The following is a 13602-nucleotide window of genomic DNA, read 5'->3' as shown; positions in this document are numbered from 1 at the left end:
CTCCGGCGCCGGCAGTCAGCGCCGGGGCGGCCGGCACCGTGCCGGCCCACCCCGGAAGGGGTCTTACATGTTCTCGATCAGCACTTCGCCGAAGCCGGAGCACGACACCTGCGTCGCGCCTTCCATCAGGCGCGCGAAGTCGTACGTGACGCGCTTCTGCAGAATCGACTTCTCCATCGCGGCGATGATCGTGTCGGCCGCTTCCGTCCAGCCGAGGTGGCGCAGCATCATTTCCGCCGACAGGATCTCGGAACCGGGGTTCACGTAATCCTTGCCCGCGTACTTCGGCGCCGTGCCGTGCGTCGCCTCGAACATCGCGACCGAATCCGACAGGTTCGCGCCCGGCGCGATCCCGATGCCGCCGACCTGCGCGGCCAGCGCGTCGGAGATGTAGTCGCCGTTCAGGTTCAGCGTCGCGATCACGTCGTATTCGGCCGGGCGCAGCAGGATCTGCTGCAGGAACGCATCGGCGATCGAATCCTTGATCACGATCTCGTTGCCCGTCTTCGGGTTCTTCACGCGCATCCACGGGCCGCCGTCGATCAGCTCGCCGCCGAATTCCTTCTGCGCGAGCGCGTAGCCGGCGTCACGGAACAGGCCTTCCGTGAACTTCATGATGTTGCCCTTGTGCACCAGCGTGACCGACTTGCGATCGTTGTCGATCGCGTACTGGATCGCCTTGCGCACGAGACGCTCGGTGCCCTCGGTCGACACGGGCTTGACGCCGATCCCCGAGGTTTCCGGGAAGCGGATCTTCTTCACGCCCATCTCGTCCTGCAGGAACTTGATGACCTTCTTCGCCTGCTCGGAGCCCGCGGCCCATTCGATGCCCGCGTAGATGTCTTCCGAGTTCTCGCGGAAGATCACCATGTCGATCTTCTGCGGCTCGCGCACCGGCGACGGCACGCCCTTGAAGTACTGGACCGGGCGCAGGCACACGTAGAGATCGAGCTCCTGGCGCAGCGCGACGTTCAGCGAACGGATGCCGCCGCCGACCGGGGTCGTGAGCGGCCCCTTGATCGACACCACGTATTCCTTCAGGACCTGCAGCGTTTCGTCCGGCAGCCACACGTCCGGGCCGTACACCTTGGTCGCCTTCTCGCCCGCGAAAATCTCCATCCAGTGGATCTTGCGCTTGCCCTTGTAGGCATGCGCGACCGCCGCATCGACGACCTTGATCATGACCGGGGTGATATCGAAGCCCGTACCGTCGCCTTCGATATAGGGAATGATCGGCTGATCGGAAACGTTGAGCGAGAAGTCCTTGTTGACGGTGATCTTGTCACCGCCCTCCGGAACCTTGATGTGCTGATACGGCATGATCGACTCCAGTGACGTGGCTGAGCAGGTGATGCTGGTCGAAGCTGCGCGCGCGGCGGGGGCGCGGCATGGCCACCCCGTGACGGCAACAGCGAGCCGCTATTCTAGCGCCCCAACCGGGCACTTCGGCGCGAACCGCGGCACTGCGTATCAAGACCTCACTTATGTCTTATATAAGACAGAGGACTTGCCGTTCCGTATTATGCATTAAGATTCCGCCATTTGCCATAGACCGCCCGCCCCCGCTCCCTGCGGGGCGCCGGGCGGGCGCCCCGCCATGAACCTGATCGCCCTCAACAAGCCGTTCGGCACGATTTGCCAGTTTTCCGCGCACGAGACGCGGCCGTCGCTCGGCGACTGGGTCAAAACGCCCGGCGTGTATGCGGCCGGCCGGCTCGACGCGGACAGCGAGGGGCTGCTGCTGCTCACCGACGACGGCGGGCTGCAGGCCCGCATCGCGGAGCCGCGCCACAAGCTGGTGAAGCGCTACTGGGCGCAGGTCGACGGCGCGCCGGGGCCGGCCGACCTGAAGGCGCTCGCCCGCGGCGTCGACCTCGGCGACTATGTGACGCGCCCGTGCCGCGCCGAATTCATCGAGCCGCCCGACACGCTGTGGCCGCGCAATCCGCCGATCCGCTACCGCGCCGCGATCCCGACCACGTGGATCGAGCTGGCGATCACCGAGGGCAAGAACCGGCAGGTGCGCCGGATGACGGCGGCCGTCGGCTTCCCCACGTTGCGCCTGGTGCGCGTCGGCATCGGCGCACTGGACATATTCGCGCTCGGCATTGCACCGGGAGAAACGATCGCGCTGCCGCCGCGCGCGCCGTGGGACGGTTTCGCGCCCGCCGGATGACGAATCCGGGACGTGCGCATTTTTCGTCATCTTTTTCGTCAACCGCCTGCGGAGATCGTGCGTTAAACCACGCAGATGCCAACCTTAGCTATCCGGCATTGGCAGCCGAACCCGTGTTTGCGTCACGAAAGCGACGTTTTATTCGAATACGATTCGGCGCCCGCAGCGCAAAGAGAAATTTCTCGAAGCGTCTGTCAACCGAAAGGTGGATGGCACCGTTAGACGACATGACTCCTATTGCCGGGTCATTTGGTTAATTAACTAAAGCTGAGGAACACAACATGAACAAACTGATCGCCGCTCTGGTCGCTGGCCTCTTCGCAACGGCTGCTTTCGCACAAGCTTCGGCTCCGGAAGCTGCTCCGGCAGCAGCAGAAGCTGCTTCGGCACCGGCTAAGCACGCTGCCAAGAAGCACCACGCTGCCAAGAAGCACCACAAGGCATCGAAGAAGGCTGCAGCAAGCGACGCAGCAGCACCGGCAGCTGCTTCGAACTAAGTAAGCTGGCTGTAATAACGCAGTCAAGAACACGCAGTCTTGCCGTTCTTACGGCGTTGAAAGGCAGATCACCGCAAGGCGATCTGCCTTTTTCTTTTTTGTGCCCGCCGGCGCGCATCGCGTACCATGCGGGTCTCGTTTTCCAGACAGGAGCCATGCTGTGCACTTCTCCCTGCGCCCGTCGCTCGGCCGCCTTGCGCGTGCCGCCGTGTTTCCCGCCGCGCTCGCCGTCTTCGCACTCGGCATGCAGGCCGCCAGCGCGCAAGTGCCGCCCGGCGCCAAGCAGCCGAGCGAGTTCCCGCGCGTGAAGCTGCGCGCCGGCATGTACGTGATCGACGCGGCCGTCGCCGCGAACGACGCCGACCGCGAACAGGGGCTGATGTACCGTTCGCAGCTCGCGCCGAACGAAGGCATGCTGTTCGTCTTCAACGAGAACGCCGTGCACTGCTTCTGGATGAAGAACACGCTGATTCCGCTGTCGATCGCGTTCATCCGCGCGGACGGCACGATCACCGACATCGACGAGATGCGCGCGGAAACCACCGACAACCACTGCCCGCGCAACAACGGCGTCTATGCGCTCGAGATGAGCAAGGGCTGGTTCGCCGCGAAGGGCATCAAGCCCGGCATGAAGCTCGACGGCCTGCCGCGGGCCCAGTAACCGCAACGGTCCGCGCGGCGGCATCGCGCCACGCCCCGACCGAACAGCCGGCCGCCCGTCATTTCCTGTCGGGCGCCGGTTTTTTTTCGTCCGCCCGCGGCGCTCGCCTTGATTCGGCACCCGCTGCCCGCATCTGCAAAAGCCACGGACAAGCGCTATCCTTTAAGTCTCGCTAGTTCCAGCCCGGGCCGGCACCCAATCAGCCGGCCCGCTTACGATCCGAACCACCAGGAGGTTCACGTGCCCCGCAAAACCCCCATCGAGCGCTATCGAAATATCGGGATCAGCGCTCACATCGATGCCGGCAAGACCACGACGACCGAGCGCATCCTGTTTTACACCGGTGTGAGCCACAAGATCGGTGAAGTGCACGACGGCGCGGCCACGATGGACTGGATGGAGCAGGAGCAGGAACGCGGCATCACGATCACGTCGGCGGCGACCACGGCCTTCTGGAAGGGCATGGCCGGCAACTATCCGGAGCACCGGATCAACATCATCGACACGCCCGGGCACGTCGACTTCACGATCGAAGTCGAGCGCTCGATGCGCGTGCTCGACGGCGCGTGCATGGTCTACGACTCGGTCGGCGGCGTGCAGCCGCAATCGGAAACCGTGTGGCGCCAGGCCAACAAGTACAAGGTGCCGCGCATCGCGTTCGTCAACAAGATGGACCGGATCGGCGCCGACTTCTTCCGCGTGCAGAAGCAGATCGGCGAGCGCCTGAAAGGCGTCGCCGTGCCGATCCAGATTCCGATCGGCGCGGAAGATCATTTCCAGGGCGTCGTCGACCTCGTGAAGATGAAGGCGATCGTGTGGGACGACGAAAGCCAGGGCGTGAAGTTCACCTACGAGGACATCCCCGCGAACCTCGTCGAGCTCGCGCACGAATGGCGCGAGAAGATGGTCGAGGCCGCCGCCGAAGCGAGCGAGGAACTGCTCGAGAAGTATCTGCACGACCATGAATCGCTGACCGAGGACGAGATCAAGGCCGCGCTGCGCCAGCGCACGATCGCGAACGAGATCGTGCCGATGCTGTGCGGCAGCGCGTTCAAGAACAAGGGCGTGCAGGCGATGCTCGACGCGGTGATCGACTACCTGCCGTCGCCGGTCGACGTGCCCGCGATCCTCGGCCACGACTTCGCCGATCCGGAAAAGCCGGCGGAGCGTCATCCGAGCGACGACGAGCCGTTCTCGTCGCTCGCGTTCAAGATCATGACCGACCCGTTCGTCGGCCAGCTGATCTTCTTCCGCGTGTATTCGGGCGTCGTGGAGTCGGGCGATACCGTGCTCAACGCGACGAAGGACAAGAAGGAGCGGCTCGGCCGGATCCTGCAGATGCACGCGAACGAGCGCAAGGAAATCAAGGAAGTGCGCGCGGGCGACATCGCGGCGGCCGTCGGCCTGAAGGAAGCGACGACGGGCGACACGCTGTGCGATCCGCAGAAGCCGATCATCCTCGAGAAGATGGAATTCCCGGAGCCGGTGATCTCGCAGGCCGTCGAGCCGAAGACGAAGGCCGACCAGGAAAAGATGGGCCTCGCGCTGAACCGTCTTGCGCAGGAAGATCCGTCGTTCCGCGTGCAGACTGACGAAGAGTCCGGCCAGACCATCATTTCGGGGATGGGCGAGCTCCACCTCGAAATCCTGGTCGACCGGATGAAGCGCGAGTTCGGCGTCGAGGCGACGGTCGGCAAGCCGCAGGTCGCGTATCGCGAAACGGTGCGCACGACGGCGGCCGACGTCGAAGGCAAGTTCGTCAAGCAGTCGGGCGGTCGCGGCCAGTACGGTCATGCGGTGATCACGCTGGAGCCGAACCCCGGCAAGGGCTACGAGTTCCTCGACGAGATCAAGGGCGGCGTGATTCCGCGCGAGTTCATCCCGGCCGTCGACAAGGGCATCATCGAGACGCTGAAGAGCGGCGTGCTCGCGGGCTACCCGGTCGTCGACGTGAAGGTGCATCTGACGTTCGGTTCGTACCACGACGTCGACTCGAACGAAAACGCGTTCCGGATGGCGGGCTCGATGGCGTTCAAGGAAGCGATGCGCAAGGCGAAGCCGGTGCTGCTCGAGCCGATGATGGCCGTCGAGGTCGAGACGCCCGAGGACTTCATGGGCAACGTGATGGGCGACCTGTCGAGCCGGCGCGGCATCGTGCAGGGGATGGAGGACATCGCGGGCGGTGGCGGCAAGCTGGTACGCGCCGAGGTGCCGCTCGCGGAAATGTTCGGCTATTCGACGTCACTGCGTTCGGCCACGCAGGGCCGCGCGACGTACACGATGGAGTTCAAGCACTACGCGGAAACGCCGGCGAACGTGTCGGAAGCCGTGATCAACGCCAAAGTGAAGTAAGCGCGGCTCGCTCGCTGGCGCATGCGTTCAAAGCCCGTCCGGTTCGTTCCGGACGGGCTTTTTTCTTCCGGCGCGCATCGCGTTCGTGGCTTTTTGATCGGCGCGCCGAGCTTTTTTTAGCGTGCCACAATGGATGGCGATTCGTCAGATGGAACCCGCCCGATGCCGCCCACCCCTGCCCTGCGCCGCCTGCTGACCCTCTATGCCGGCCTGATCGCCGCGAACGTCGCCGTCTGGCTGTGGGCGCTCGCCGTGCTGCGCGATCATCCGCTGCTGTTCGGCACCGCGGCGATCGCGTACGGGCTAGGGCTGCGCCATGCGGTCGACGCGGATCACATCGCCGCGATCGACGTCGCGACGCGCAAACTGATGCAGGACGGCCAACGTCCGGTGAGCGTCGGCCTGTTCTTCTCGCTCGGCCATTCGACGATCGTGATCGCCGCGACGCTCGGCATCGCGCTGACCGCGTTCGCGTTGCGCGACCGGTTCGATGCGTTCCGCGACATCGGCGGCACGATCGGCACGGCGGTATCGGCCACCTTCCTGCTGGTGCTCGCGTGCGTGAACCTGATGATCCTGCGCGACGTGTGGCGACGCTATCGCGGCGCTTCCGGGCACACGCACGACGGCGCGCACGATCATCGTCCCGTCGGCCTCGTCTCGCGGTTGCTACGGCCGTTGTTCCGGTTCGTGTCGAAGAGCTGGCACATGTATCCGGTCGGCGTGCTGTTCGGGCTCGGTTTCGATACTGCAACCGAAATCGGCCTGCTCGCGATTGCCGCCGCGCAGGCGAGCCAGGGGCTGCCGATCTATACGGTCATGCTGTTCCCCGCGCTTTTCACCGCCGGCATGACGCTGATCGACTCGACCGACAACGTGCTGATGATTCAGGCGTACGGCTGGGCGATGGACGATCCGCAGCGCAAGCTGCTCTACAACGCGAGCATCACGTTCGTGTCGGCGGCCGTCGCGCTGGCGATCGGCGGGATCGAAGCGGCCGGCCTGCTGGCCGACAAGCTGTCGCTGACGGGCCCCGTGCGCGACACGCTCGATGCGCTCGGCGAACGCTTCGGCTCGATCGGCTATGGCATCGTCGCGCTGTTCCTCGTCTGCTGGATCACGTCGATCCTGTTCCACCGCTGGCAACGCGCGGCCGACGCGCCGGCGCGCTGAACGACGCCCCGACGTTTCATTCCGGAAACAAAACCCTCCCCAACGACGTTGCATGCGTGGTCACGCGACTGCGCCCGCCTTGCGCCACGGGCCCGCGCGGCCGGTGGCACGAATCTCGCAGAGTGGGATGCGCACGGCGGGCCCGCGTGCCGATCCGCGTTCGCGGCCAGCGTCAGGCGCTGGCCCGAAGGCCATCGGCCGACGATAGGACAACGAATCTTTTAAGCCCCCCTGCACCACACGTGAATAGTCGCGCGGCAACGAGGCATCGCGCGCATGGGGAGGCCATGATGCATAAGACGAAACAACCGTTCCGCACGGCGGGACGGCGCCCTCGTGCAACCTTGCTGGCCGCGGCCGCTTTGGCGTGCTGCTGCTCGTATGCCGTCGCACAGAACACCACACCTGACTCCGTGTCCGACGCAAATGCCAGCGCGGACACCATCATGACGCTGGTCGAGAACGCATCGCCGTGCGCCGCCAATCCGGCTGCGTGCGCGGTGCACGTTTATGCCGGGCGGGGCGTCGGTAATGGCGGTGCCGGTGCGGGCGGCAGCGGCAGCGGCAATGGAAACGGTAGCGGCGGAAACAACGGGAACGGCGCCGTCGGACCTGCCGGCGTCGGCGGAACGACCGGTGGTACCTCAGGCAGTACGAGCGGCACGGGCCGTGGAGGCAATGCGTCCGGCAACGGTGGCTCGGGTGGCGGGACCTCGGGTGGCGGTACTTCCGGTGGCGGTACTTCAGGCGGCGGCACTTCGGGTGGTGGCACTTCGGGTGGTGGCACTTCGGGTGGCGGCACTTCGGGTGGTGGCACTTCGGGTGGCGGTACTTCCGGTGGAGGCACTTCAGGCGGCGGCACCTCGGGTGGCGGCACTTCGGGTGGCGGCACTTCGGGTGGCGGCACTTCGGGTGGCGGCACTTCGGGTGGCGGCACTTCGGGTGGCGGCACTTCGGGTGGCGGCACTTCGGGTGGCGGCACTTCGGGTGGCGGCACTTCGGGTGGCGGTACTTCGGGTGGCGGTACTTCGGGTGGCGGTACTTCGGGTGGCGGTACTTCGGGTGGCGGTACTTCCGGTGGAGGCACCTCGGGTGGCGGTGGCCACGGTGGTGGTGGCGATGGTGACGGCGGTGGTCACGGCCATGGCGGCGGCCATGGTGACGGCGGTGACGGTCACGGCAACGGCGGCGGCCATGGTGACGGCGGTGGCGGTCACGGTGGCCATGGTGACGGCGGTGGTGGTCACGGCAATGGCGGCGGCCATGGTGACGGCGGCGGTGGCCACGGCAATGGCGGCGGCCATGGTAACGGTGGCGGTGGCAACGGCAATGGCGGCGGCCATGGCAACGGTGGCGGTGGCGGTGGCGGCGGCAACGGCGGTGGCAACGGCGGTGGCAACGGCGGCGGCGGCGGCGGCGGCGGCCATGGTAACGGCGGTGGTGGCCACGGCAACGGCGGCGGCAACGGCAATGGCAACGGCAGCGGCGGAGCCGGCAATGGCGGCGCCAACGGCGTCGGCAACGGCCGCGGCAATGGCGGCAACAGTGGCAATGCCGGCGGCGGCAACGGTAACGGCGGCGGAAGCGCAGGTAACGGCGGCGGGAGCGGCGGCGCCAACGGCACCGGCGGCCACGGCAATGGTGGCGGCAACGGTAACGGCAATGGCAGCGGCGGCGCCGGCAACGGCGGTGCCAACGGCGTCGGCAACGGCCATGGCACCGGCAACGGCAATGGCGGCGGTCACGGCAACGGCGGATCGTCCGGCGGCAACCACTGACCCGACGCGTTGCCCGGCCGAAGTCGGTCAGAGCATCTCGAGCGCGCGCTTGCTGCGCGGCGGACGGAAATATGCGTCAAGCTGCGCGCGCTCGTCATCGCTGAACACGACATCGAGCGCGGCGCGGTTGTCACGCACGTGCTCGATCCGCGCCGCCTTCGGAATCGCGAATACGCCCGGCTGCGCGAGCACCCATGCCAGCGCGACGCGCATCACCGACACGCCGCGCAGCCGCGCGATCTCGTCGAGCGGCGAGCGTTTCGGCAGCCGCCCGTGATCGACCGGGCTGTACGCCATCGCAGGAATCCGATGATCGGCCAGCCACGGCAGCAGGTCGAATTCCGGACCGCGTCGCGCGATGTTGTAGAGAATCTGGTTGGTTGCGCACGCACCGCCGCCCGCCTCGTCGACGAGCTCGGCCATGTCGGCCGTATCGAAGTTGCTCACGCCCCAGTGGCGGATCTTGCCCGCGCGCTGCAACGCGTCGAAGCCCTCGACCGTTTCCGCGAGCGGCACCGACCCGCGCCAGTGCAGCAGGTACAGGTCGAGGCGATCGGTACGCAGGCGCTTGAGGCTCGCGTCGCACGCGGCGACGACGCCGCGCCGGCTCGCATGGTGCGGATAGACCTTGCTGACGAGGAACACGTCGTCGCGCAGGCCGGCGAGCGCGTCGCCGACGAGTTCCTCGGTCGCGCCGTCGCCGTACATCTCGGCGGTATCGACCAGCGTCATCCCGAGTTCGATGCCTTCGCGCAGCGCGGCGATCTCGTCCGCGCGCCGCGCCGGACGCTCGCCCATTTCCCAGGTACCCAGGCCCAGCTTCGGAATCGTCTCGCCGTTCGGCAAGACGACCGTGGCGATCGTGTCTGTCATGCGTGTCCTCGTCGCGGATTCGTGGCCGCTCACCGCGGCCGAAGCATCGGATACGACGCATCAGTGTAGTCAATCGGTGCGCCCCCGGCCTATTACGCGGCAAAAACCGGCTATAACGGCGCGGCATGATGACTTAGAATGGCCGCAACCTGATCGATACCCATTGTATGAAGGCACCCACGGACGACCGCTGGCAGGATCTGCGCCCCGACCCCGACAACGATACGCCGCTCTACCTGCAGCTCGCCCGCAAGCTCGGCGATGCGATCCACGACAACCGCTGGACGGCCGGCGAAGCGCTGCCTTCCGAGCGTGTGTTGTCCGAGGCGCTCGGCGTGTCGCGCATCACCGCGCGCAAGGCGATCGCGCTGCTCGTCGAGCAAGGCCTGATCCGCCGTACCCAGGGCGCGGGCAACTTCATCCAGCCGCGCTACGAAGATCCACTGTCGCGGCTGTCGAGCTTCAGCGAGATGCTCGAGCGCCGCGGTTTCAAGCCGAGCTCGCAGTGGCTCGCGCGCGAAATCCAGCCCGCCAACCGCGACGAAGTGATCCAGCTCGGACTGTCGCCGGCCGCATCGGTTACGCGCCTGAAACGCCTGCGTCTCGCCGACGGCATCGTGATGGCCGTCGAGAACTCGACGTTCCCCGCGACGCTGATTCCCGATCCGCAGGCGATCGTCGGCTCGCTGTACAGCTATCTCGAAGCGCGCGGCACACCGATCGTGCGCGCGCTGCAGCATTTCCGCGCGGTCAACGCGACCGACGAGATCGCCGAGCAGATGGGCATCGCCCCGCACGACGCGCTGCTGCTGATCACGCGGATCGGCTATACGTCCGACCAGCGCGCGATCGAGCTGACCGATACCTACTGCCGCAACGACTACTACGATTTCGTCGTCGAGCTGCGCAAGTAACGCGAGCCGCGCCACCGGCCCTCACAGCCAGCGCGCGTCGTCGGTGCCGAGCGGCACGGGCGGCCGCGCGAACGACGGCGGCGTCGCCGACAAGCGCTCGGCCGGCCGCACGGTGTCGAGCGCGCCGAACGGCGACGCGATACGGTCGATCCGGTCGCGCACGTCGGCCAGCGCGAGATCGGGCGCCTGCAGCCCGTCCGGCACCGCGCCGAACGACTGCAGCCAGCGCCCCGTCTGCGCGAGCGACATCCGCACGTGCCAGCTTCCCCCTTCGCGCGCCCGCCGGGCGAGCGCGATCATCGCGCCGAACGCCGCGAGATACCCCGTTGCATGGTCGAGCGCCTGGCACGGCAGATGGCGCGGCCCGCTCGCCTGCGCGGCCTGCTGCTCGTGCCATGCGATTCCGCTCGCCGACTGCACGAGGCTGTCGAACCCGCGCCGCTGCGCCCACGGCCCTGCATGCCCGTACGCCGATACCGACACATAGACGATGCCGGGCCGCCGCGCCGCCAGCGCCTGCGGCGTGAAACCGCGCGCGGCGAGCGCGCCGGGGCGGTACGACTGCAGAAACACGTCCGCGTCGCGCGCCAGGGCGTGCAGCGTATCGACGCCTGCCGCGTCGCGCAGATCGATCCACGTCGAACGCTTGCCGCGCCCGTTGTCGATCACGAGCGGCGCGATGTTCGGCAGGTGCGGACCGTTGACGAGCAGCGTCTGCGCGCCGTGCGACGCCAGCGTGCGGCCCGCGACCGGCCCCGCGATGATGCGCGTGAGATCGAGCACGCGCACGCCGGCCAGCGGCTGGCTCGCCTCGCCGCGGCCGATCGGCTCGGCCGGCGCGTCGCCGATCCGCTCGATCTCGAACAGCGGCAGCGACGCGATCGCACGCGCCTGCTCGTGCGCCGCCCATTCGTCAGGGGTTCTGATCAATGCCGCGCACAGGCCGGCCTCGGCCAGCGCGGTATCGAGCGCCGCGCCGTCCCAGGTACGGATCGCCGCGGCGACGTCGGCGGGCTGCGGGCCGCAGCCGAGTACGTCGAGAATACCGTGCAGGTGATGCGGAAAATTCGCGTGCAGTTGAATCCAGCGCCCGTCGCCCGTCTCGAAGAAGCCGGTCACCGGATGACGCAATTCCGGCGGCGGCCCGTCGTCCACGCGCAGGTAGCGTTCGCTGCGGAACGCCACGAGCGCGTCGCGCACCGACACGTCGACCGATTGCGCCACGCCCGTCCGCAGCCGATGACACTCGGCTGCCGCGAGCCCGGCTGCGGCGATCGTCGCGGCGGCGAGCGTGCCGACATGAAACGTCGACGGTAGCGTCGGGTCCTGCCCGGTCACGGTCGTGCGGGCCAGCGCGTCGCATTCGCCGCGTGCGAGTTGCCAAAGATGCGCCAAGGCGGAATCGGGTGTCATGGTGAAGGAAACGCCGTTGAGGAGACGGAATCGAGTCTAGAATTCGCGACAGGCGCGATCAATCTTGATTGCGCGAATCAATACATAACGAATAGTTGTAGCGCGCCGGCGCTTCATGCGCGGCGACAGGAGCTACCGGCATGACATCCGTCACTGCGCAGGAAGCGGCCGGCATGCTCGGCGTCAGCGTGAGCACCCTTTACGCGTACGTGAGCCGCGGCTTGCTGCACTCGCTGCCCGACGGCGCGACCAAGCGCCGCCGTTACGACGCCAACGAAGTGCGCGTGCTCGCGCGCCGCCGGGCCGACGCGAAGCGCGCGGGCGGCGTCGCCGAACGTTCGCTCGACTGGGGCGTGCCGGTCCTGGAATCGCGGATCACGCAGATCGCTGACGGTCGCCTGCGCTATCGCGACACCGATGCGATCGCGCTGGCCGACACGGCGACACTCGAAGAAACGGCCGCGCGGCTGTGGGACTGTCCGCCCGCGCGGCTGGCCGCCGCGTCGCTCGCGTCGACCGGTTTCGACGCGGCGCAGTGGGACGACTGGGCGCGTCGCTGGGCGCACCTCGCGCCGCTCGAACGCACGCTGGTGCTGCTGCCGGCCGCCGCCGCGTCGCTGCCGCGCCTGTGGGCGCAGGGGCGCGACGCACAGCTCGATTCCGCGGCGCTGCTGCTGCGCGTCGCGACGGCCGCGCTCGCCGGCATCGCGCCGGGCGACGCACCCGTGCACCAACAGCTCGCCGCCGCGTGGCGCGTGCGGCGGCGCAATGAAGCCGACCTGCTGCGGCGCGCGCTCGTGCTGTGCGCCGATCACGAACTGAATCCGTCGACCTTCGCGGTGCGCTGCATCGCGTCGACCGGCACCCATCTGTTCGGCGCGATCTCGGGCGGGCTCGCGGCGCTGTCGGGGCCGCGCCACGGCGGCGAGACGTTTCGCGCCGGCACGCTGCTCGACGAAGCCACCCGCGCCGCCGATCTCGATCGCTACCTCGCGCTGCGGCTGGCGCGCGACGAACGCGCGGACGGCGGCCGCACTGCCCTGTCCGGCTTCGCACACCCGCTGTACCCCGACGGCGACCCGCGCGCGCGGGCGCTGCTCGATGCGCTGCACGCGGCGGCGCCCGAGCGGCCGGCGCTGCGCGCGGCGCACGCGCTCGCCGCACGCGTCGAAGCGGCGACGGGCCTGCGGCCGGCGATCGATTTCGCGCTCGCGGTGCTGGAGCGCACGCTCGCGCTGCCCGACGGCGCGGCGTTCACGCTGTTCGCGGCCGGCCGCACGGCCGGCTGGATCGCGCATGCGCTCGAACAGTACGCGGACGGGAAGCTGATCCGCCCACGCGCCCGCTACGTCGGCAGTGACGCGGCCGCGTGACGCCGGCCGTCACGCCACGCGGCGAACGGGCGCCACCACGCAGGCGCGGTGCGCACGGCCGGCGCCGCGAGCGGGCCGAATGCGAACGTCGCGCCGCGCGGCCCGGCGCTGACCCACGCGCGCATGCCGGGCAGCAAGGTCAACGATGCGCCCGCGCCCAGCCAATGATCGTCGGGCCGGCCTTCGACGGTCACCCACACGTCGCCCTCGGCCACCTCGAGCAGCGTGCGATCGACGATCCGCCATCGTCCGGCCGGTTCGTCGCCGTCCATCACGTAAAGTCGCAGTTCGCGCATGGCAGCCTCCTGGTCGCACGAGTTCGATGACGCCAGTATTTCGGACAGTGACGGCACACGGACAGATACGGCCGCAGACACTTTTGGCTGAACTGT

General features: G+C 67.9%; 12 protein-coding genes. 8 read left to right on the top strand and 4 right to left on the bottom strand.

The features are described 5' to 3' along the window. Nucleotides 1–63 precede the first annotated feature (63 nt). Nucleotides 64–1320: an NADP-dependent isocitrate dehydrogenase gene (gene icd, locus HWX07_RS24040; protein ID WP_006478026.1), complete on the bottom strand. Its 1257-nt coding sequence runs from the start codon at nt 1318–1320 to the stop codon at nt 64–66. Between the two features lie 277 nt (nt 1321–1597). Here icd and HWX07_RS24035 point away from each other — a divergent pair, with 277 nt between their 5' ends. From HWX07_RS24035 to HWX07_RS37020, 6 genes are all read left to right on the top strand, one after another. Continuing rightward, nucleotides 1598–2176 (top strand): pseudouridine synthase, encoded by a 579-nt coding sequence (locus HWX07_RS24035; protein WP_027809969.1) that lies wholly within the window; start codon nt 1598–1600, stop codon nt 2174–2176. Between the two features lie 281 nt (nt 2177–2457). Then, nucleotides 2458–2673 (top strand): hypothetical protein, encoded by a 216-nt coding sequence (locus HWX07_RS24030; RefSeq protein WP_011352970.1) that lies wholly within the window; start codon nt 2458–2460, stop codon nt 2671–2673. 160 nt (nt 2674–2833) lie between these two features. Beyond that, nucleotides 2834–3334 (top strand): DUF192 domain-containing protein, encoded by a 501-nt coding sequence (locus HWX07_RS24025; RefSeq protein ID WP_175877914.1) that lies wholly within the window; start codon nt 2834–2836, stop codon nt 3332–3334. Nucleotides 3335–3574: 240 nt separating this feature from the next. Continuing rightward, a complete protein-coding gene (fusA, locus tag HWX07_RS24020; RefSeq protein ID WP_175877913.1) occupies nt 3575–5686 on the top strand; it encodes an elongation factor G in 2112 nt (703 codons plus the stop codon). Between the two features lie 162 nt (nt 5687–5848). Beyond that, a complete protein-coding gene (locus HWX07_RS24015) occupies nt 5849–6859 on the top strand; it encodes a HoxN/HupN/NixA family nickel/cobalt transporter (protein ID WP_175877912.1) in 1011 nt (336 codons plus the stop codon). Between the two features lie 290 nt (nt 6860–7149). Beyond that, nucleotides 7150–8637, top strand: coding sequence for a hypothetical protein (locus HWX07_RS37020; protein ID WP_244130033.1), 1488 nt, complete (start codon nt 7150–7152; stop codon nt 8635–8637). Between the two features lie 27 nt (nt 8638–8664). Here the strand turns inward: HWX07_RS37020 and HWX07_RS24005 are convergent, their stop codons facing one another. Beyond that, complete coding sequence (locus tag HWX07_RS24005) at nt 8665–9510, bottom strand: aldo/keto reductase (protein ID WP_175877910.1); 846 nt, start codon at nt 9508–9510, stop codon at nt 8665–8667. Nucleotides 9511–9677: 167 nt separating this feature from the next. On the opposite strand from HWX07_RS24005, the gene HWX07_RS24000 reads away from it, so the two are divergent. After that, nucleotides 9678–10424, top strand: coding sequence for a GntR family transcriptional regulator (locus HWX07_RS24000; protein ID WP_006489667.1), 747 nt, complete (start codon nt 9678–9680; stop codon nt 10422–10424). A 21-nt stretch (nt 10425–10445) separates the two neighbouring features. Here the strand turns inward: HWX07_RS24000 and HWX07_RS23995 are convergent, their stop codons facing one another. After that, nucleotides 10446–11837: a CoA transferase gene (locus HWX07_RS23995; RefSeq protein ID WP_175877909.1), complete on the bottom strand. Its 1392-nt coding sequence runs from the start codon at nt 11835–11837 to the stop codon at nt 10446–10448. 140 nt (nt 11838–11977) lie between these two features. Here HWX07_RS23995 and HWX07_RS23990 point away from each other — a divergent pair, with 140 nt between their 5' ends. Next, the gene (locus HWX07_RS23990; RefSeq protein WP_175877908.1) at nt 11978–13210 is read left to right on the top strand and encodes a citrate/2-methylcitrate synthase; all 1233 of its coding nucleotides are present in this window, start codon (nt 11978–11980) and stop codon (nt 13208–13210) included. Here HWX07_RS23990 and HWX07_RS23985 read toward each other — a convergent pair. Continuing rightward, nucleotides 13183–13506, bottom strand: coding sequence for a DUF2917 domain-containing protein (locus tag HWX07_RS23985; RefSeq protein WP_175877907.1), 324 nt, complete (start codon nt 13504–13506; stop codon nt 13183–13185). The two genes, HWX07_RS23990 and HWX07_RS23985, sit on opposite strands and share 28 nt — an antisense overlap. Nucleotides 13507–13602: the final 96 nt, after the last annotated feature.

This window comes from Burkholderia sp. BCC0097 (assembly GCF_902832985.1).
Lineage (GTDB): Bacteria > Pseudomonadota > Gammaproteobacteria > Burkholderiales > Burkholderiaceae > Burkholderia > Burkholderia orbicola.
This window is presented reverse-complemented; position numbering and strand designations above follow the sequence as displayed.

Bases quoted from the DNA above. Each gene is read 5' to 3' on its own strand.
- HWX07_RS23995 (WP_175877909.1), bottom strand. From the start codon at position 11,837: ATGACACCCGATTCCGCCTTGGCGCATCTTTGGCAACTCGCACGCGGC.
- icd (WP_006478026.1), bottom strand. From the start codon at position 1,320: ATGCCGTATCAGCACATCAAGGTTCCGGAGGGCGGTGACAAGATCACC.
- HWX07_RS24000 (WP_006489667.1), top strand. From the start codon at position 9,678: ATGAAGGCACCCACGGACGACCGCTGGCAGGATCTGCGCCCCGACCCC.
- HWX07_RS23990 (WP_175877908.1), top strand. From the start codon at position 11,978: ATGACATCCGTCACTGCGCAGGAAGCGGCCGGCATGCTCGGCGTCAGC.
- HWX07_RS23985 (WP_175877907.1), bottom strand. From the start codon at position 13,506: ATGCGCGAACTGCGACTTTACGTGATGGACGGCGACGAACCGGCCGGA.
- HWX07_RS24005 (WP_175877910.1), bottom strand. From the start codon at position 9,510: ATGACAGACACGATCGCCACGGTCGTCTTGCCGAACGGCGAGACGATT.
- HWX07_RS37020 (WP_244130033.1), top strand. From the start codon at position 7,150: ATGCATAAGACGAAACAACCGTTCCGCACGGCGGGACGGCGCCCTCGT.
- HWX07_RS24035 (WP_027809969.1), top strand. From the start codon at position 1,598: ATGAACCTGATCGCCCTCAACAAGCCGTTCGGCACGATTTGCCAGTTT.
- HWX07_RS24015 (WP_175877912.1), top strand. From the start codon at position 5,849: ATGCCGCCCACCCCTGCCCTGCGCCGCCTGCTGACCCTCTATGCCGGC.
- HWX07_RS24030 (WP_011352970.1), top strand. From the start codon at position 2,458: ATGAACAAACTGATCGCCGCTCTGGTCGCTGGCCTCTTCGCAACGGCT.